Source organism: Brevundimonas phoenicis (genome assembly GCF_047237745.1).
Taxonomy (GTDB): Bacteria; Pseudomonadota; Alphaproteobacteria; order Caulobacterales; family Caulobacteraceae; genus Brevundimonas.
The window spans coordinates 543132-562929 of the sequence record NZ_JBDFLN010000001.1; the positions used below are offsets into that span (position 1 = coordinate 543132).

Consider the following 19798-nt stretch of genomic DNA (forward strand, 5'->3'; position numbering starts at 1 on the left):
GGCGATCATGTTCAAAGCGATCATCGAAGCGTCCGTCCGCTTCCGCTGGTTCATCGTTCTGGCCACGACCCTGGTCGCGGCCTGGGGCCTGTTCCAGCTGACCAAGCTGCCGATCGACGCCGTGCCGGACATCACCAACCGCCAGGTGCAGATCAACACCGTGGCCCCGGCCTTGGCCCCCGAACAGATGGAGCGTCAGGTCACCTACCCGCTGGAAACGGCGATGGCGGGCATTCCGGGCATCCAAAGCACCCGCTCCCTGACCCGCAACGGCTTCAGCCAGGTGACGGTCATCTTCAGCGACGCCACCGACATCTACTTCGCCCGCCAGCAGGTGGCCGAGCGGATGGCCCAGGCGCGCGAGAACCTGCCCGAGGGCGTCGAACCGGCCCTGTCGCCCATCACCACCGGCCTGGGCGAAGTCCTGATGTGGACGGTCGATCTCAAGCCTTTCGACGCCAAGACAGCGCGCGCAGGCCGACCCGGCTGGCAACCCGACGGCGCCTATCTGACGCCCGAGGGCGAGCGGCTGGACACGCCCCAGGCGCGCGCCACCTATCTGCGCACCGTTCAGGACTGGATCATCGCCCCCCGGATGCGGACCGCCCCCGGTCTGGCGGGCGTCGACGTCAACGGCGGCTATGTGAAGGAATACGCCGTTCGCCCCGATCCGGCGCGACTGGCGAGTTACGGCCTCAGCCTGAATGATCTGATCCAGGCGCTGGACCGCGCCAACACCCAAGCCGGCGCGGGCTATATCCAGCGCGCGGGCGAAGCCCTGACCGTGCGCACCGACGCCCTGGCTCAGACCGTCGAGGATCTGGCCCAGGCGCCCGTGGTCAACCGCAACGGTCTGGTCGTGCGGGTCGCCGATGTAGCGACGGTCGAGATCGGCCAGGCGCCGCGTCTGGGCGGGGCCAGCCGCGACGGCCATGAGGCGGTCATCGGCACGGCCCTGATGCTGGCGGGCGAGAACAGCCGCACCGTGGCCCAGGCCTCCGCCGAACGACTGGAGCAGATCAGCGCCAGCCTGCCGCCCGACATCGTGGCCGAGCCGGTGCTGAACCGCAGCGCCCTGGTCAACTCCACGATCAAGACCGTGGCCAAGAACCTGACCGAAGGGGCGCTGCTGGTCATCGTCGTGCTGTTCCTGCTGCTGGGGAACATCCGCGCGGCGACGATCACGGCCCTAATGATCCCGATCAGCTTCCTGTTCGCGGTCATCGGCATGAACCGCTTCGGCATCAGCGGAAACCTGATGAGCCTCGGCGCCCTGGACTTCGGTCTTCTGGTCGACGGCGCCGTGGTGGTGGTCGAGAACACCCTGCTGCGGCTGGGCCAGAAGCGCGCCGATCTGGGCCGCGCCCTGACCCGCCACGAGCGGCTGGGCGTCGCCGCCGACGCCGCGCGTCAGATGGTCAAGCCCGCCGCCTTCGGCCAGCTGATCATCCTGCTGGTCTTCACCCCCCTGCTGATGCTGGAAGGGGTCGAGGGCAAGACCTTCATCCCCATGGGCGCCACGGTCATGCTGGCCCTGGTCGGCGCATTCATCTTCTCCTTCACCTTCGTCCCGGCCATGACGGCCCTGCTGGTCAAGGAGCCCAAGACTGTCCACGTCGATGAGAACGGCGAGGCGGAGGAGCACGAGACCTTCCTGCTGCGCCACGCGCGCCGCTGGATCGAACCGGCCATCCGCGCCGCCGTTGCGCATCCCAAGACGGTGCTGGCCTCGGCGTTCGGGGCCCTGCTGGTCGGCGCCCTGGCCTTCACCCTGCTGGGGCGCGAGTTCATCCCGACGCTGGACGAAGGCGACATCGCCATGCAGGCGCTGCGCGTGCCCTCGGCCTCGCTGGAGCAGTCCCTCGCCATGCAGATGGCGCTGGAGCGGGCCATTAAGGCCCAGCCCGAGGTGAAGACCGTCTTTTCGCGCACCGGCACGGCCGAGGCGGCGGTGGACCCCATGCCGCCGAACATCTCAGACGCCGTCATCGTGCTGAAAAAACGCAAGGAATGGCCCGATCCGCGCCTGCCGAAGGAAGAGCTGATCGCCCGTATCGAGAAGGCCGCTTCGACCCAGTTGGGCAACGCCTTCGAGTTCAGCCAGCCGATCGAACTGCGCTTCAACGAACTGATCTCGGGGGTCCGCACCGATCTGGCGGTCATGGTCTATGGCGACGACTTCGCCAAGCTCCAGGCGACGGCGGATCAGGTGGCCAACGCCCTGCGCGACACGCCCGGCTCGGCCGACGTGCGGGTAGAACAGGCGTCCGGCCTGCCGACCCTGACGGTCAGCGTCGACCGCTTCGCCGCCGCCAACTACGGCCTGTCGGCGGCCGACGTGTCCGAAGCCGTCTCGGCCGCCATCGGCGGCGCCGAGGCGGGTCAGATCTTCGAGGGCGACCGCCGCTTCGACGTGGTGGTCCGCCTGTCGGACGCGGAGCGTAACGATCCCGCCGCCCTGAACGCCCTGCCCGTCACCACGGCGAGCGGCGTGACCATCCCCCTGTCTTCGGTCGCCCGCATTCAGGTGAAGGAGGGCCAGAACCAGATCAGCCGCAACGACGGCAGCCGCCGCATGGTGGTTCAGGCCAACGTGCGCGGCCGCGATCTGGGCGGCTTCGTCGCCGACGCCCAGAAGCAGGTGGATCAGCAGGTCAGCTTGCCCGCAGGCTATTCGCTCAAATGGGGCGGACAGTTCGAGAACCTGAAGCGGGCCGAGCAGCGGCTGGGCCTGGTCATCCCCGTGGTCTTCGTCCTGATCGGCATCCTGCTGTTCATGGCGCTGGGCTCCTTCGCGGAGGCGGGACTGGTGTTCGCCTGCGTGCCGTTGGCCCTGGTCGGCGGGGCGCTGTCGCTGTTGCTGAGGGGGATGCCCTTCTCGGTCTCGGCGGCGGTCGGCTTCATCGCCGTGTCCGGCGTCGCGACCCTGAACGGTCTGGTGCTGATGCAGGCCATCCGCGAGCGGTTGCAGGCGGGGCAGACGCCGCGTGACGCGGCCCTGCTCGGCGCCTTCAGTCGTCTGAGGGCGGTGCTGACCACCGCCCTGGTCGCCATCGTCGGCTTCATCCCCATGGCCATCGCCACCGGGGCGGGCGCCGAGGTTCAGAAGCCGTTGGCCACCGTGGTCATCGGCGGCCTTCTGACGGCGACCGCCCTGACGCTGCTGGTGCTGCCGACCTTCGCGGCCAAGGCCGTCAAACACCGTAAGGCGGAAGGCGTGGAAGAATGAGCGGATCGCATCATGGAGAGGGGCTTCAGCGCCGCACCCTGCTGATCGTGCTGGTGCTGAACGCCCTGCTGTTCGTCATGCTCGGACTCGGCGGCCTGTTCGCCGAGTCCAGCGCCCTGCTGGCCAACGCCGCCGACAACGGCTCGGACGCGATCGTCTATCTGATCAGCTTCCTGGCGGTCGGACGGGCGATGGCGTGGAAGCGCGGCGCCGCCCGGCTGTCGGGGATCATGCTGCTGATCTTCGCGGCCGGGGTGCTGGTCGACGTCGGGCGGCGCTGGATCGTCGGGACCGAGCCGGTCGGCTGGACCATGATGGGCCTGGCCGTCATCGCGGCGGTGGTGAACCTGATCTGCCTGATGCTGATCCGGCGTCAGGGCAGCGACGACGTCAACATGCGCGCGGCCGAGACCTTCAGCTTCAACGACTTCGCTTCGAACGGCGGCATCCTGGTCGCCGGGGGTCTGGTCATGGTGCTGAACCAAGCGTGGCCGGACCTGGTGGTCGGGCTGATCGTGGCCGCCATTGCGGTGAAGGGCGGCGTCGACATCCTGCGTGACGCCGCCGCCGAGGACGTGTCCGAACCGCTGGAAGATACGCCGTAGGGCGAGTGAATTTCGCGTATCCGCCGTCGCAGCTTCATTGGGCCGTGACGGCGGCGTCGCGCCCGCGACATTCAGCGTCTTTAGGTCTGCCCTGCTTTCTCAGGGGGTAAGACCATGAAGCCGATCAGCCTCAAGCGTGGATTTCTGGCGGGCGCCGCCGTCGCGGGCCTGATGGCGGCGGGCGCCGCCCATGCCCAGAGCGTTTCGTCGGGCGAGACGACGACTGCGGTGGACGACATCGTGGTGACGGCCCAGCTGCGCGCCCAGGATCCGATCGAGGTGCCCTTCGCCCTGACGGCCTACAGCGGCGACTTCCTGGAAAATCTGGGGGTGCAGGAGTTCGATCAGCTGTCGGCCTTCGTGCCGGGCTTCCTGGTGCAGAACCAGTCGCCGAACAATCCGGGCTTCGTGATGCGCGGGATCACCTCGGACTCGGGCGCCGCCACCGCCGAACCGCGCGTGTCGGTGTTCCAGGACGGGGTGTCGATCTCCAAGTCGCGCGGCTCCTATGTCGAACTGTTCGATATGGAGCGGGTCGAGGTGGCCAAGGGGCCGCAGTCGACCCTCTATGGCCGCGGCGCCCTGATTGGCGCGGTCAACCTGGTGCAGAACCGCGCCCGTCCGGGCCAGTTCGACACCGGCGCCCGCATCGAGGCGGGCGATCTGGACTATCGCGCGGTCGAGGGTTTCGTGAACGCGCCCGTCGGCGAGACCGGCGCCCTGCGCCTGGCGGCGCGGATGAAGACGCGCGGCGGCACGGTCGAGAACCTGCTGGGCGGCGAGGACTATAATTCGATCGAGACCAAGGCCCTGCGCCTGTCGGGCGCCTGGGCGCCGACCGACAATCTGCGCGCCGATCTGATCGCCAACTATCAGACGGATTCGGCCAGCGGCACCTCGTTCAAGTCGATCGCCTATGATCCGTTCGATCCGAGGACGGGCGCCTCCCTGGGCGGGCGCGCGCCGTGGGACGGGGCGGCCCTGACGCCGGGCGCTGATTTCGACGGCGGCGTCAGCCTGGGTCTGGACCGCGAGGTCTGGGGCGTGACGGGCCTGGTGAAGTGGGATCTGTCGCCGTCGCTGACGCTGAACTCGACCACGGCCTATCGCCAGTTCGACTCGACCGAGGTGTTCGATCCGGACGGCACGTCGCTGCCGCTGCTGACGGCGGCCGAGCACGCCTATGGCGAGCAGTGGAGCCAGGAGTTCCGTCTGAACTTTGACAACGGCGGCCGTTTCTCGGGCTTCGTCGGCGCGGGCTATTTCAACGAGGAAGGCTTCCAGCGGATGCCGACCCAGTTCGATGAGCGTCTGGCCCTGCTGCAACTGGCGACGCCGCTGGGCGATCAGCGGCTGAAGATGGTCTACGCTGCGCCGACGCCGTTGCTGATGGGCGGCATCCTGCAGTCCATGCTGCCCGCCGCAGCGCATCCGCTGATCCCCGGCATCGTCGGCAATCTGAAGCCCGCTCACATCGAGACGGCGACGAACCGGGCCGACCTGACCTCCTATGACCTGTTCGGCGACCTGACCTTCAAGGCGACCGACCGTCTGGAGTTCTCGGGCGGGGTGCGCTGGACGCGCGACGACAAGACGACGGGCTATTCGGCGGCGGTGCTGAACGGCCGCTCCATCGCCGGCGGCCTGGTGGCGGTGCAGACGCTCGGCGCTCAGGCGCAACGCCTGGCCCAGGCCGGCGATCTGGCCGGCGCCCAGCGGCTGCAACAGCAAATCACGGCCATCCTGACGGGCCTGGCGACGCCGGGCGCGGCCAATCTGCCCGTGGCCTCGGGTCTGCCGCTGTTCGCCTTGACCGCCCAGCCGACCGCCAATAACGGCGACCTGATCCAGGCGGATCACGAGGACGACGGCTTCACCTGGCGTCTGACGGCGCGCTACGCCCTGTCGGACGACGCCAGCCTGTACGCCAACTATGCGCGCGGCCGTCGCCCCGAGGTGCTGGAGGTGCGCGGCCCGTCCGTTCCGCTGGGCGCCCCGACCTTCGAGGTGATCCCCGCCGAAACCGTCGACAGCTTCGAGGTCGGCTACAAAACGGCGCTGATGGATCGCCGCCTGCGTCTGGACGGGGCGGTGTTCCACTACGCCTACGACAACTTCCAGACGACCGAGCAGGACGGCACTCGCTTCGTCACCGTCAATGCGGGCAAGGCCAACGCCTATGGGTTTGAGGGCCAGGTCGCCTTCGCGGCGACGCCGACCTTCGATCTGTTCGGCACCTACGGCTACAACCACTCACGCTTCGACGGGGGCGCGCGCGACGGCAACCGCTTCCGCCTGTCGCCGGACCACATGGCCTCCATCGGCGCGACCTGGCGCCTGCCGGTCGAGACCGGGACCATCGAGGTCCAGCCGACCTACACCTGGCAGTCCAAGGTCTTCTTCGATGACGACAACGACCGCCCGGAGCTGCAGATCGGCAACTTCGTCGCCGACACGGTGCAGGACGAATATCAGGACGGCTACGGCCTGCTGAACCTGCGGGTGCGCTACGCCCCGTCGTCGGGGAACTGGGGCGTCGAGGCCTTCGGCGACAACATCCTGGACGAGGAATACATCAAGGACGCGGGCAATACGGGCGATGCGCTGGGCCTGCCGACCTTCATCGCCGGACGGGGCGCCAGCTACGGCGTCGCCTTCACCCTGCGCTACTGAGGAACAGAGCCATGACCATGAACCGTCGCGGCCTTCTGGGCCTGTTCGGCGCGGGCGCGGCGGCGAGCTGCGCCACGGTCCCGTCAGGCGAAGGCGTCGCTGTCGCCTTCGCCCACGGCGTGGCCTCGGGCGATCCGGCGACCGACCGGGTGATCCTGTGGACGCGCGTCACCCCGGCGGACGGCCATGTCGGGCCGGTCTCGGTCGCCTGGCGCGTGCTGGACGGGCAGGGCGACCGGGTCGTCGCCTCGGGCCGGTTCGAGACGGGGCCTGAGCGCGACTATACGGTCAAGGTCGACGCGGCGGGCCTGCGTCCCGGCCGCGACTATCGCTACGATTTCGCCGTAGGCGAGACGCGCTCGCCCATGGGCCGCACCCGCACCCTGGCGGCGGAGGGCGCGGCGCCGGTCAATCTGGCGGTGGTGTCGTGCCAGCTGCACCCCGGCGGCCTGTTCAACGCCTATGAGGCGATCGCCGCCCTGCCGACCCTCGACGCCGTGGTCCATCTGGGCGACTACATCTACGAATACGGGGCGGATTCCGACGCCTACGGCATGGCGACGGGACCGAAGCTGGGCCGCGTGCCCGAGCCGGCGCACGAGATCGTCTCCCTGGCCGACTATCGGCTGCGCCACGCCCAGTACAAGCGCGACGCCGACCTTCAGGCCGCCCACGCCCGCGCGCCCTTCATCTGCGTCTGGGATGACCACGAAACGGCCAACGACGCCTGGCTGCACGGCGCCGAGAACCATCAGCCCGAGACCGAAGGCGACTTCGCACAGCGCAAGGCGGCGGCGCTGAAGGCCTATTACGAGTGGATGCCGATCCGCGAGGCCGCGCCCGGGGCGCTGAAGGAGGCGATCCATCGCAGCTTCCACTTCGGCGATCTGGCCAGCCTGATGATGGTCGAGACCCGCCTGACCGGCCGCACCGAACCGCTGGCCTATGACAAGGATCTGGCCGCCAAGGACGGGCCGGACGGCGAGCCGGTGCTGGACCTGGACGCCTTCCGCACCAAGTTGAACGATCCGTCCCGCGATCTGATGGGCGCCGAGCAGCGCTATTGGCTGAAGCGCGAACTGGCCGCCTCCAAGGCCAAGGGCCGTCCGTGGCAGGTGCTGGGCAATCAGGTCGTCATGGCGCGCGTTGCCGGTCCCGACGTGTCGCGCACCCTGACCGAGGCCCAGGTTCAGGGCCTGATGGCCCAGATCCCCGAAGCCTATCGCGACCAGTTCGAACAGGCCTTGTTCCTGTTCAAGATGGGCCTGCCGTTCAACCTCGACGCCTGGGACGGTTATCCGGCCGGGCGCGAGCGGCTCTACGCCGCCTTCGCCGAGGCGGGGGTGCAGCCCATCGTCCTGGCGGGCGACAGCCACGCCTTCTGGGTCAATGAGCTGAAGGACGCCGGCGGCGCGCGCCGGGCGGTCGAGTTCGGGACCAGCGCAGTCTCCAGCCCCTCGATCGGCGACGCCATCGGCGGCTTTCCCCTGGGCGCGGCGTTGATGCAGGCCAATGACGAGGTGCGCTTCTGCGACCAGTCGGCCAAGGGCTTCATCCTGCTGACCCTGACCGAGGACCGGGCCGAGGCGGCCTTGATGCAGGTCTCGACCATCTTCGCCAAGCCGTTCGAGGTCACGACGTTGAAGCGGGTCGGCGTGAACCGCGCCGATGGGGCGATCACGGGCGTCTGATCGCCAGCTTCCTTTCTGGCCTGTCTCAGGTCCGCCCCGCCGTGCGGCGCGGACCGGATCACAGCCTCAGGCGGCGAGGATTTCGTCGGCCGGGCCGAAGAATTCATAGTGGATGCGGTCGGCCGGAACGCCGGCGTCGCGCAGGTCCGACACCAGGGCGCGCAGGAAGGGGCGCGGGCCGCACAGATAGTAGTCGGCTTCCTGGATCGGCGTCTGCTGGCTCAGCCAGGCGCCGGAGATGCGTCCCGCGTGGTCATGGCCGTCGCCGTCATTGGCGGGCGCCTCATAGAAGACGGTGCTGCGCGCGCGGGGGTGGGCCGCCGTCAGGGCGCGGATGTGCGGCCCCATGGCGTGCGCCCCGGCGTCATAGGCGCCGTGGACATAGTGGACCTCGGTGTCCGCCTTCTCCGCGACCAGGGCCTCCAGCATCGACACCATCGGCGTCAGGCCGACCCCGCCGGACAGTAGGACGACCGGGCGCGGCGGCGTCTCGGGCAGGAAGAAGTCGCCCGCCGGAGCCCCGACCTTCAGCACCATGCCGACGCGGGCGTTGTCGTGCAGCCACCCCGAGGCCAGACCCCTGTCCTCGCGCTTGACCGAGATGCGATAGGTCTCGTCGTTCGGCGCGCAGGAGATTGAGTAGTTGCGCTTGATCGGCGCATGGCCGGGGACATCGAACCAGAAGGTCAGATACTGGCCGGGCCGGTGGCGCAGCACCGAGCCGCCGTCCTTGGGCTTGAGCACGAAGGAGGTGATGACCGAGCTTTCGGGCCGCACCTCGACCACTTCGAAGGCGCGCCAGCCGTTCCAGCCGCCGTGGGCCGCCGCCAGGTCTTCATAGATGGCCGCCTCGCGGGTGATCAGGATGTTGGCCAGGAACCAGTAGGCCTCGCCCCAGGCGGTCATGATCTCTTCGGTCGCGGCCTCGCCCAGCACATGGGCGATGGCGCCCAGCAGGGCGTTTCCGACGTGGGGATAGTGTTCGGGCAGGATCTGCAGGCCGACGTGCTTCTGGGCGATGCGCTCGACCGCGGCCGCCAGGGCGCCCAGGTTATCGATGTTGGCGGCGTAGGCCAGGATGGCGCTGGTCAGGGCGCGCGGTTGCGATCCGGCGTCGCCGTGGTGCGACTGGTTGAACAGGTCGCGGATCTCGGGGTTCTGGAACATCCGCGAGTACATCTCGCGGACAATGTCGAGGCCGTGGGCCTCGAGCGCGGGAACAGTAGCTTTGACAAGCGCGATCGTGCGCTCGCTGAGGGCTTGAGCCATCAGGAAACTCCTAGGCGTTGCGATGTGGAAGGGAAGGAAAGGGGAGGTCCGCGCCCTAGCCGTCGGGCGGCCGGTCAAAGAAGTCGACGCGCATCTTCATCGGCCCCAGCGGTTCGACGAAATGAACCTGCTGCGGTCCGATGCGACCCGGCGTTCCGGGCTTCAGGACGGTGGACATGTGCGGGTCGCTATAGGTCAGGCGAACCTCGCCCTCCAGCACCTGGATCAGGCCCCAGGTTCCGGCCTTGAGGCTGTGATCGGCTCGCAGGGCGGGGGGCAGGGTGGCGGCGTCGAACACCGGGGTGGAGCGATAGGGCGCGGGCGGCGAGGCGCCCGTCGGCTGTGATTTCTGACTGTGCGAGCGGCCGTTCATCGCCTTCGCTCCATTGATGCATTGATAATGCATCTATAGCTCGCGTTTGAAACATGCAACGAGGATGCATATAATTTTCTGCGGCGCGATGACGCGCTGATCGCCGAGGCTTCTGAGAGGTTGAATGCGCCTGACGCGCTACACCGACTACGCCATGCGGGTGCTGCTCTATCTGGGCGCGCGCCAGGATCGGCTGTGCTCGATCGCCGAGATCGCCCAGGCCTACGGCATCTCGCAGAACCATCTGATGAAGGTGGTCAGCGACCTGGTGAACGCGGGTTATCTGGTCAGCGTGCGCGGTCGGTTCGGCGGGGTGCGGCTGGCGCGCCCGCCGGATCAGATCAACGTCGGGGCCGTGGTGCGCCATACCGAGGACGGCTTTGATCTGGTGGATTGCGGCAGTTGCATCATCGCCCCCGCCTGCGGCCTGACGGGCGCCCTGCACCAGGCCCTGGCCGCCTTCATGAAGGTGCTGGACGGCTACACCCTGGAGAATCTGCTCAGCCGCCGGGTCGACATGGCGGGCCTGTTCGCCGCCGCGCCTGCGGCTCAGGAAGCGGCGGACGCCGGCTGACGTTCCAGCAGCAAGGCCATGATCTCGGCGCCCAGCTGCATGTCCGAGACCGGACCGAAGCGGCGGGTGCGCATCCTCCCCTGCCGATCGACCAGCACCAGACTGGGCGTGCCCTGTAGGTTATAGGCGGTCATGGTTCGCGGCGCGGTCGTCGTTTCGGACGGCGCATCGACGGCGACGGGAAAGCGGCAGCCGTTGTCCGCCAGCCATCGAGCCAGGCCCGCACGGTCCGACTGTTGCTCGTGATGTTCGAACACGCTGTGCACGCCCAGCACCACGACCTCGCCCGAGGTGAATGTCTCGGCGACGCGGCGAGCCTGGGGCAGGGCGTAGTGCGAACAGCCGGGGCACAGGCGCTGCAGGAAGACGATGCAGACCACCTTGCCGGCCAGATCCGTCAGGCGCACCGGCTCCGGGGCGTTCAGCCATTCGGCGGCTTCGATTGGCGGTGCGGGACGAGGCATGGGCGGTCTCTTTGTCGACATCAGCGCGCCGATGGAGGCCGGACCTGGAATCGAACCAGGCTGGACGGATATGCACTCCGTCGCGTAACCGCTCCGCCATCCGGCCTTCGGCGCGTCGAGCTTCGATAGCAGGCGACGACCGACTTGGCCTCGGCCGGTTTGCACGTCTTCAAGGGGCCGGTTTCGTCGCGGCCAGCCGCTTTACCGCGCGTCGCAATTCATCGTCATCCAGGCTGGCGAAGCCCAGGCGGAAGGCGTTCAGCCTTTGCGCCAGGTCCAATTGCAACTGGCCGCCGTAGGTGAGCATCAGGCCCGCCTTTTCCGCGGCCGCGGCCCAGGCGGCGGCGTCGAAGGAAGCGTTCACCTTCAGCCACAGGGCCAGGCCTCCGGCGGGGCGTTCGAACGTCGCGACGTCGCCCAGGGCCTGGGCGATTTCGGTCGCGAGCAGGTTGCGGCGCTGTTCATAGATGCGGCGCGCCTTGCGCGCGTGACGGCCCAGGTCGCCTTCGTCGATCAGCTTGGCCAGGGCGTGTTCCAGCGGCACGTCGCCCTGCCTGTCCACGGCTTCGCGCAGCCGCGCCATGCGTGCCAGGATCGGCCGGGGCCCGGTCGCATAGCCGATGCGCAGGGCCGGAGCCAGCAGCTTGGAGACCGAGCCGATGTGCACCACCCGGTTCTCCGCCTGGGCGCGGGAGGCCAGCGGCAGCACGGGGCGGCCCTCGAAGCGGTATTCGTGGTCGTAGTCGTCCTCGATCAACGTCAGGCCATGGCGGCGGGCCAGATCCAGCAGCCGCAGCCGCCGCCCGGCCCCCAGCGTCACCGTGGTCGGATACTGATGGTGCGGCGTGACATAGACGGCGCGGATTTCCGGGTCGCGCGCCAGCAGGGCCTCCAGCCGGTCGACGTCCAGACCCTGGCCGTCGACGGGGGCGCCGATTACGCGGGCGCCCGCCGCGCGGAAGGCCTGCCAGGCCAGCGGATAGCCGGGATCCTCGACCGCGATCGCCTGACCTGGCTCCAGCACGGCGCCCGCCGCCAGGAACAGGGCCATCTGGCTGCCTCGCGTCACCAGCACGTCGTCGGCGCCCGCCGTCAGGCCGCGCTCGGCCGTCAGATAGCGGGCCAGGGAGGCGCGCAGCGGCGGCGCGCCGCGCGGATCGCCATAGCCGGTCAGCATGCGCAGGCCCGCCGCCGACACCGCCCGGCGAAAGGCGCGCGCCAGTTCCGCGCCGGGCATCAGTCGGGCGTCCGGCGCGCCGTCCGAAAAGCGCAGGGGCGCAGGCGTCGCGCTCGACCGCAACGGCGAAATCGGCGCCGCCTCGCTTTCGTTCCAGCCGCGGACGCCCAGGTCAGGCAGATCGCGAGCGACATAGGTGCCGCGCGACGCCTCGGCCGCCAGCCAGCCCTGCAGGATCAGCTCCTGATAGGCAGCATCGATCGTGTTCCGGTGCAGGCTTAGCGTCGCCGCCAGGGCGCGCGTGCCCGGCAGGCGGTCGCCCGGCTTCAGCCGCCCGCGCTCGATCTCGCGGATGATGGAGGCGGCCAGGTTGATGAAGATCGGCTGGGCCGGGTTGTCGATCAACTCGATGACGATGGCGCTTCGCCCCATAAACCGGCCTATCCATTTTGAATAAAGCGGCTCTTAGCGGCAGGCCGTCAGATGGGTATCCCACGCTCGATCCCGCACAGCAACACCGCTGTCGGACAGAGCGAAGGGATAGGCGTCATGGCCCGCAAAGCTGTTTTCTATCATGCCGGATGCACCGTCTGCGTCGATGCGGAGCAGCGTTTCGCCGGGGCGCTGAACCCGGCTGACTACGCCGTCGAGGTCGTCCATCTGGGCGAGGCGCCGGGCCGCCTGGATGAGGCTGAGGCCGCGGGCGTCAAGTCGGTGCCCGCCTTCGTCATCGACGGCGCCGTCTATCACATCAACCACGGCGCGGACCTGTCCGCCCTGCGTTGATCGACGTTCGGCCCTCGCCCTCTCCCCCGAGGCGAAGGCCGCTTGGCGGGTCGGCGTCCCTCCTCCTCAGATCGGCCCGACCCGCCCCTTTTTTATCTGACTGACGGAGATGGCATGACTTCCGAACTGGCGACGCGGGCTCTGGACCCGCAACTGGCCCAAGCCCTGATGCTGGAGCGCCAGCGCCAGCAGGACAGCATTGAGCTGATCGCGTCCGAGAACATCGTCAGCGCCGCCGTGCGTCAGGCGCAGGGCTCCGTCCTGACCAACAAATACGCCGAGGGTTATCCGGGGCGCCGCTACTACGGCGGCTGCGAGGCGGTCGACATCGCCGAGAAGCTTGCCATCGAACGCGCCTGCACCCTGTTCGACACGGCCTACGCCAACGTCCAGCCGCACTCGGGCGTCAACGCCAACCTGGCCGTGCTGTTCGCCCTGATCAAGCCGGGCGACCGCATCATGGGGCTGGACCTGGCCTGCGGCGGCCACCTGACGCACGGCTCGCCGGTCAGCCTGTCGGGCCAGTGGTTCGAGGTCAGCGCCTATCGGGTGCGCGAAGATGACGACCTGATCGACTATGACGACATGGAGCGGCGCGTTCTTCAGGATCGGCCGCGCCTGATCTATGCGGGCGGCTCGGCCTATCCGCGCCGCATCGACTTTGCCCGGATGCGCCAGATCGCGGATCAGGTCGGCGCCTATCTGGTGGCCGACGTGGCCCACTACGCCGGGCTGATCGCGGCGGGCCTCTATCCCAATCCGACGCCGCACGCCCATGTCACCACCTCGACCACGCACAAGACCCTGCGCGGACCGCGCGGCGGCCTGATCCTGTGCAACGATCCGGAATTGGCGCGGCGCATCGACAAGGCGGTCTTCCCCGGCACCCAGGGCGGGCCGCTGATGCACGTCATCGCGGGCAAGGCGGCGGCCTTCCATGAGGCGTTGCAGCCGGACTTCGTCGAATATTCAAAGGCGGTGATCGAGAACGCCCGCGTACTGGGCCAGACGCTGGCGGACGGGGGCCTGCGCCTCGTCTCGGGCGGGACGGACTGTCATCTGGTGCTGGTCGATCTGCGCCCCTTCGGCCTGACCGGCAAGGCGGCGGTCGAGGCGCTTGAGGATCACGGCCTGATCGCCAACAAGAACGCGGTCCCCTATGACGCGGCCTCGCCGATGGTGACGTCGGGGCTGCGGCTGGGCTCGCCGTCCTCGACCTCGCGCGGGTTCGACGTCGAGGCGTTCCGCACGGTCGGCGGCATGATCCTGACCATCCTCAAGGGTCTGCGCGACGGCGATCTCGACAGCGCGGCGGTGAAGGCGCAGGGAAGAGAACTGACGCGGGCCTATCCGATCGCCGGACCGGCGCTGACGCCCGCTTAAGGAGGTTCCGAACGCGCGTGCGGGTCATCTCGATTCAAAGCCAGGTCGTCTACGGCCACGTCGGCAACAGCGCGGCGGTCCAGCCGATGCAGGCCATGGGGCTGGAGGTGGCGGCGGTGCCGACCACCCTTTTGTCCAATCACCCGCACTATCCCACCATGCGCGGCCGGATTCTGGAGACGGAACTGGTCGCCGACCTGCTGTTGGGGGTCGAGGAGCGCGACCTGCCGATGACATCCGGGGCGGTGGTCACGGGCTATATGGGCTCGGCCTCCAATGCGGCGGCGACGGCGGGTTTCCTGCGTCGCTGGAAGGCGAAGAACCCCGCCCTGCTGCACATCTGCGACCCGGTGATCGGCGACGATGATCTGGGCGTCTTCGTCGCCGATGGCCTGATCGAACAGTTCCGCGACTTCCTGACGCCGATGGCCGACATCATCACCCCCAACCAGTTCGAGCTGGGCCGACTGGTCGGCGAACGGCCCGATACGGTCGAGGGGGTGATCGAGGCGACGCGCATCCTGAACGCGCGGGGAACCGGGCGGACGGTGGTGACAGGCTGCGTCCTGACCGACACCGCGCCCGGCGAGGTCGAGACCGTGGCGGTCGACGGCGGCGTCGCCCATCGCACCTCCATTCCCCGCATTCCGATCCGGCCCAGCGGCACCGGCGACCTGTTCACCGCCTATCTGACCGGCCGGTTGATGCGCGGCGAGGGGCTGGCCGAGGCCGCCGCCCGCGCCACCGCCGAGGTCCAGACCGTTCTGCTGCGGACCCAGGCGGCGGGCGCCTTCGAGATGCGCCTGACCGAGAGCTGAAAGCCCTCAGCCGAAGCTGGCGACGGCGGCGATCACCCGGTCCTGTACCGCCTCGTCCAGATAGGCGCTCATCGGCAGGCTGATGACGCGTTCCGCCCTGGCCTCGGTCACGGCCAGACCGCCGGGGCCGATCGGGTGCTGGCGATAGGCGGGCTGGCGGTGCAGGGGGATCGGATAATAGACGGCGGTCGGCACGCCCTGCGTCTTCAGATGGGCGGCCAGGGCGTCGCGGTCGTCGTGCTCGACGGTGAACTGGGCCCAGACCGAACGGCCGCCGGCAATGACCACCGGCGTCGCCGCCACATGACCGGCCAACCCCTGCACATAGCGGTCGGCGATGCGGTTGCGGCGTTCGATCTCGTCCGGGAAGATCTTCAGCTTCTCCAGCAGGACGGCGGCCTGCAACGTGTCCAGACGCCCGTTCATGCCCAGACGCGGGTTCAGATATTTGGGGTCATGCGCAAAGCCTTGCGCCGCTGCATCCGCCGCCGTCGCCTGACCGTGGACGCGTAAGGAGACGAGGTGATCCATCAGCGTCGCCTCCTTCAACAGCACAGCGCCGCCGTCGCCATAGGCGCCCAGAGGCTTGGCCGGGAAAAAGCTCAGTGTCGTGGCGTCGGCCCAGTGGATCGGGTGCCGGCCGTTCAGGGTGCAGCCGAACCCTTGCGCCGAATCCGCGATCAGCTTCAGCCCGTGCTTCTGCGTGATCGCCGACAGGGTGGGATAGTCGGCAGGCTGGCCGAACAGGTCCACGGCGATGACGGCGCGGGGCGTCAGCACGCCCTCGCGCTCGACCGCCTCGATGGCGGCGCGAAGATGGTCGGGGGCGATCGTCCAGGTGTCGGGTCGGATGTCGACGAAGACGGGCGTGGCGCCCGCCAGCGCGACCACCTCGGCCGTGGCGGCGAAGGTGAAGGCGGGGCAGAAGACGGCGTCTCCCGGCCCCACGCCCCACGCCATCATCAGCAGCACCAGCGCATCCGTCCCGTTGGAGCAGGACAGGGCGTGGGGCGCCTGGCCGAAGTCGCACAGGGCCTGTTCAAAGGCGCCGACCGCCGGACCCATGATGTATTGGCCGCTGGCCGCGACCTCCATCAGGGCGGCGTCGATGGTCGCGCCGATGCGGCGGCGCTGGCTGAGAAGATCGATGAAGGGAATGGACACGCGGTTACTCCGGGGAGGGGAGGAAAATTAGGCCAGACCGGGCCAGTAGTGGGCGTTCGGCGTCGGGCGCGGGCCGAAGATGGCCTGTCCGACGCGCACCACGGTCGCGCCTTCGCGCACGGCCAGTTCGTAGTCGCCGGTCATGCCCATCGACAGGCCGGTGATGCGCGCATCGATGCGCTCGGCCTTGTCGCGCAGGGACCGCAACAGGGTGAAGCAGGGCCGCACCCGGTCGGGATCGTCGCTGAACACCGCCAGTGTCATCAGCCCCTGCGGCTTCAGCCGGGGGAAGGCCTCCAGCCGTTCGATGAAGTCCAATGCGTCGTCGGGATGCAGGCCGAACTTGCTCTCTTCGCCCGAGGTGTTGACCTGGACATAGACCTTCATGTCGCGGCCGTTGGCCTCCAGCCGCTTGTCCAGCACCTCAGCCAGCTTGAGGCTGTCCAGCGCATGAAACTCGTCCGCCAGACGGGTCAGGTATTTGACCTTGTTCGATTGAAGATGGCCGACGACGTGCCAGCGCATGGACAGGTCGGCCATGGCCTCGGCCTTGTCGCGGGCCTCCTGCAGCTTGTTCTCGCCGAAGTCGGTGACGCCCGCCGCCCAGGCCAGACGCAGGATTTCGGCCGGAACCGTCTTGGTGATCGGCAACAGGCGCACGCTGTCGATCGGCCGCCCCACCTGTTCGCAGGCGGCGGCGATGCGGCGATGGACCAGCGCCAGATTGGCGGCGAACCGCTCGCGCGGATCGGGACCGAAGCGTTCGAGGTTTTCAGGTGAAAGGGTCACGAAACATACTCCCGACACAGGCGGCGGCCCAGCCGCGCGATGACTTCATAGTCGATGGTCGCGCCGTCCAGCGCCAGTTGTTCCGGCGTCCGGTTCGGCCCCATAAGTTCCACCTGATCGCCCGCCTTCAGCGTATCGGGCGGCAGGGCGCTGATATCCACGACCAGACTGTCCATCGAGATGCGCCCGACGAAGGGCAGTAACCGCCCCTCGAACGCGGCAGCGCCGGTGGCCGACAACTGACGCGGCCAGCCGTCGGCATAGCCCACGCCGATGGTGGCCAGACGCATTCCCTTGGCCGCCGTGACGGCCCAGCCGTAGCCGACGCCCGCGCCCGCAGGCACGGCGCGGGTCTGGATGACGCGGCCTGTCACCTCGACCACCGGTTGCATGGTCTTGGCCGAGGGCGAGGCGTCCAGCCCGAACAGGGCCGCCCCGACCCGGCACAGGTCGTAGTGATAATCTGCTCCCAGCCAGCACCCGGCCGAGTTGGCCAGCGAGCGCGCAACGCCCGGCGGCGCATGGGCCAGAATGCGCTCGAAGGCCTGATGCTGGCGCGCATTGCCCGCGTGGCCGGGCGTGTCGGCGACGGCCAGGTGGCTGAGGATCAGGCGCGGTTCGATCCAGCGGATCGGGCCTTCCGGGTCGAAGGTCCATGCGGCGTCCTCTAGCGGCAGGCCCAGCCGCGACATGCCGGTGTCGAACTGGATCGCCGCCGCCAGCGGCTGCCCGACGGCCCGGCCCAGACGCGCCCAGCCCTCCATCTGCTCGCGGCTGTTCAGCACCGGGATCGCTCCGGCGGCGAGGGCCGCATATTCGGCGCCCGGCGCCAGACCGTTCAGCACGAACAGCTCGGCGTCGGCGGGCAGGACGCGGCGCAGCTCCACCGCCTCGAACAGATGGGCGACGAAGAAGACGCGGCATCCGGCGTCATAGAGGGCGGGCGCGATGCGGGCCGCGCCCAGACCATAGGCGTCGGCCTTGACCACGGCGGCGCAGGCGGCGGGCGCGACCTGATCGCACATGGCGCGATAGTTGGCGGCGGCGGCGCCTAGGGACACGCGAATTCGGCCGCCGCCGTGGTCGGATCGGCGGCCCGGCTGGTCGGTCGGGAACAGGGCGAGGGCAGGCAAGGGACGGTAGCTTTCACGGCGTCGGCTGACCGCCGACCTCCGCACCCTAGGCGGCGCCGTCCCGGCCATTCCCCGCCACGTCGGCGCAGATCGTCAGACCGCTTTGTAAGCGTCGATCACGCGGGGAACAGCTTCGCCAGCCGATCCACGGCGGCGTCGATCTCGGCCGGGGTCGACGCGGCGAAGCCCATCAGCCAGCCGGGACGGCCCGCGCCCGCGTCGTGCAGGGGCGTCAGGCCGGTCAGGTGGACGCCGACGCGCCGGGCCGCGCGCACCGTCTCGGCCTCGTCGAAGCCGTCCTTCAGGAAGCAGGGCATCTGGAGGCCCCCGGCGGGCCGGTCGGGCGTGACGACGTGAGGCAGGCGCGCCGTCACCGCCGCCTCCAGCGCGTCCAGCCGTTCCGCATAGACGCCGCGCATGGCGCGGACATAGGCGCCGAACCGACCGTCCTCGATGAAGCGCGCCAGCGTCAGCTGCGCCACCGAGGCGGTGAAGCCGTCCATCAGGCTGCGCGCCGCCACCATCGGCTCGACCAGCGGGCGCGGCAGGATCAGATAGGCCAGCCTCAGCCCCGGAAACAGCGACTTGGTGAAGGTGCCCAGATACAGGGTCCGGTCATGCGGGTCCAAGCCCTGAACGCAGGCGGTGGGCCGCCCGGCGTAGTGGAACTCGCTGTCGTAATCGTCTTCCAGAATCCAGGCGTCATGCTCGGCCGCCCACTGGATCAGGGCCAGCCGCCGGTCCAGCGACAAGGTGCGGCCGGTCGGAAACTGGTGCGAGGGAGTGACGAAGACCGCCCGCCCATCCTCACGTCGCGCCAGCAGGTCGTCGGTCCGCAGCCCCTGTGCGTCGACCGCCACGGGCAACCGCTTCAGCCCCGCCGCATCCAGCGCCTTGGCGGCGCCCTGATAGGCCGGGTCTTCGATGAAGACCCCGTCGCCGGGATCGGCCAGCACCCGCGCGCACAGCGACAGGGCCTGCTGCGAACTGGTCAGGATCAGGATCTGGTCGGGATCGGCGCGCGCCCCGCGTTCCAGGTTCACATAGCCGGCGATGGCGCGGCGCAGGCGCGGATGGCCCTGCGGGTCGCCGTGGTGCAGGGCGGCGGCGCCCTCCTCGCGCAGGGTCAGGCGGTGCAGCCGGTCCCACTGGGCGAAGGGAAACAGCCGCGTCTCCGGCACGCCGGGCGAAAAGGCCAGCGGGGCGTAGGGGTCGCGCAGACCTCCGCTGTCGGCCATCGCCTGCCCGCGTTTACTCAGGGTCGGCGCCGTCGCCGGTTGCAGGGCGGGGCGGCGGCCTGCCGGGCGCAGCACCCCTCGCTTCAGGCCCAGTTCGGTCAGCTCGCAGACGAAGCTTCCGCTGCCGACGCGCCGCTCGATGAAGCCCTCGGCGTGAAGCTGGGCATAGGCCGTCTCGACCGTGTCGCGCGACACGCCCAACGACCGGGCGAGCGTCCGCGACGAGGGCAGAGGCCGCCCCGCCGTCAGCGACCGCTCGACGATCAACTGGCGCACGGCGCGCTGGATGCGGGCGTGCAGGGGCAGGCCGGACTGGGCCGGGTGGTCCATGAAGGCCTGAACGGATTCCAGTTGGGCGCGCTTCAGCAATGGTCTGCGGCTTCTTTCCAAAGTGGCCGGAATGATCCGCCCAATGCGACGTTAGGTGTCACG

General features: G+C 69.1%; 16 protein-coding genes and 1 tRNA gene. 8 read left to right on the forward strand and 9 right to left on the reverse strand.

Annotation, left to right across the window (positions count from 1 at the left end):
• Positions 1–7 precede the first annotated feature (7 nt).
• The 4 genes from ABC419_RS02645 to ABC419_RS02660 all read left to right on the forward strand — a co-directional run bounded on the left by ABC419_RS02645 (position 8) and on the right by ABC419_RS02660 (position 8198).
• Positions 8–3229, forward strand: coding sequence for an efflux RND transporter permease subunit (locus ABC419_RS02645; RefSeq protein ID WP_412876448.1), 3222 nt, complete (start codon positions 8–10; stop codon positions 3227–3229).
• Complete coding sequence (locus ABC419_RS02650) at positions 3226–3834, forward strand: cation efflux transmembrane domain-containing protein (protein ID WP_412876447.1); 609 nt, start codon at positions 3226–3228, stop codon at positions 3832–3834. The genes ABC419_RS02645 and ABC419_RS02650 overlap by 4 nt, the downstream gene beginning before the upstream one ends.
• A gap of 114 nt (positions 3835–3948) precedes the next feature.
• Positions 3949–6507: a TonB-dependent receptor gene (locus ABC419_RS02655; protein WP_412876446.1), complete on the forward strand. Its 2559-nt coding sequence runs from the start codon at positions 3949–3951 to the stop codon at positions 6505–6507.
• 11 nt (positions 6508–6518) lie between these two features.
• Complete coding sequence (locus ABC419_RS02660) at positions 6519–8198, forward strand: alkaline phosphatase D family protein (RefSeq protein WP_412876445.1); 1680 nt, start codon at positions 6519–6521, stop codon at positions 8196–8198.
• A 66-nt stretch (positions 8199–8264) separates the two neighbouring features.
• Here the strand turns inward: ABC419_RS02660 and hmpA are convergent, their stop codons facing one another.
• Together hmpA and ABC419_RS02670 are read right to left on the reverse strand one after the other, a co-directional pair.
• Positions 8265–9467, reverse strand: coding sequence for an NO-inducible flavohemoprotein (gene hmpA, locus ABC419_RS02665; protein ID WP_412876444.1), 1203 nt, complete (start codon positions 9465–9467; stop codon positions 8265–8267).
• 55 nt (positions 9468–9522) lie between these two features.
• Entirely contained in the window at positions 9523–9840 is a 318-nt protein-coding gene (locus ABC419_RS02670; RefSeq protein ID WP_412876443.1) for a TehB family protein, read from the reverse strand.
• A 124-nt stretch (positions 9841–9964) separates the two neighbouring features.
• On the opposite strand from ABC419_RS02670, the gene ABC419_RS02675 reads away from it, so the two are divergent.
• Complete coding sequence (locus tag ABC419_RS02675; RefSeq protein WP_412876442.1) at positions 9965–10414, forward strand: RrF2 family transcriptional regulator; 450 nt, start codon at positions 9965–9967, stop codon at positions 10412–10414.
• On the opposite strand, the gene ABC419_RS02680 is transcribed toward ABC419_RS02675, so the two are convergent.
• From ABC419_RS02680 to pdxR (ABC419_RS02690), 3 genes are all read right to left on the reverse strand, one after another.
• On the reverse strand, positions 10390–10878 hold the full coding sequence (locus ABC419_RS02680; protein ID WP_412876441.1) for a peroxiredoxin family protein: 489 nt from the start codon (positions 10876–10878) through the stop codon (positions 10390–10392). The genes ABC419_RS02675 and ABC419_RS02680 overlap by 25 nt on opposite strands.
• Positions 10879–10910: 32 nt before the next feature.
• A tRNA-Cys gene (locus ABC419_RS02685) sits at positions 10911–10984 on the reverse strand.
• A gap of 63 nt (positions 10985–11047) precedes the next feature.
• Entirely contained in the window at positions 11048–12487 is a 1440-nt protein-coding gene (gene pdxR / locus ABC419_RS02690; RefSeq protein ID WP_412876440.1) for a MocR-like pyridoxine biosynthesis transcription factor PdxR, read from the reverse strand.
• Between the two features lie 117 nt (positions 12488–12604).
• Between pdxR (ABC419_RS02690) and ABC419_RS02695 the strand changes: the two genes are divergently transcribed.
• The 3 genes from ABC419_RS02695 (at position 12605) to pdxY (ending at position 15042) form a co-directional block, all read left to right on the forward strand.
• The gene (locus ABC419_RS02695; protein WP_125901901.1) at positions 12605–12841 is read left to right on the forward strand and encodes a thioredoxin domain-containing protein; all 237 of its coding nucleotides are present in this window, start codon (positions 12605–12607) and stop codon (positions 12839–12841) included.
• A gap of 114 nt (positions 12842–12955) precedes the next feature.
• Positions 12956–14224, forward strand: coding sequence for a serine hydroxymethyltransferase (gene glyA, locus ABC419_RS02700; RefSeq protein ID WP_412876439.1), 1269 nt, complete (start codon positions 12956–12958; stop codon positions 14222–14224).
• 17 nt (positions 14225–14241) lie between these two features.
• Positions 14242–15042, forward strand: coding sequence for a pyridoxal kinase (gene pdxY, locus ABC419_RS02705; RefSeq protein WP_412876438.1), 801 nt, complete (start codon positions 14242–14244; stop codon positions 15040–15042).
• A gap of 6 nt (positions 15043–15048) precedes the next feature.
• Here pdxY and ABC419_RS02710 read toward each other — a convergent pair whose 3' ends face one another.
• From ABC419_RS02710 to pdxR (ABC419_RS02725), 4 genes are all read right to left on the reverse strand, one after another.
• On the reverse strand, positions 15049–16206 hold the full coding sequence (locus tag ABC419_RS02710) for a DegT/DnrJ/EryC1/StrS family aminotransferase (protein WP_412876437.1): 1158 nt from the start codon (positions 16204–16206) through the stop codon (positions 15049–15051).
• 27 nt (positions 16207–16233) lie between these two features.
• Positions 16234–16995 carry a YggS family pyridoxal phosphate-dependent enzyme gene (locus tag ABC419_RS02715; protein ID WP_412876436.1) on the reverse strand — a complete coding sequence of 254 codons (762 nt, stop codon included), beginning with the start codon at positions 16993–16995 and terminating at the stop codon, positions 16234–16236.
• Positions 16992–18128, reverse strand: coding sequence for an alanine racemase (gene alr, locus ABC419_RS02720; RefSeq protein WP_412876435.1), 1137 nt, complete (start codon positions 18126–18128; stop codon positions 16992–16994). Before alr ends, ABC419_RS02715 begins: the two co-directional genes overlap by 4 nt.
• Positions 18129–18244: 116 nt before the next feature.
• Complete coding sequence (pdxR, locus tag ABC419_RS02725; protein WP_412876434.1) at positions 18245–19735, reverse strand: MocR-like pyridoxine biosynthesis transcription factor PdxR; 1491 nt, start codon at positions 19733–19735, stop codon at positions 18245–18247.
• Between the last annotated feature and the right edge of the window lie 63 nt (positions 19736–19798).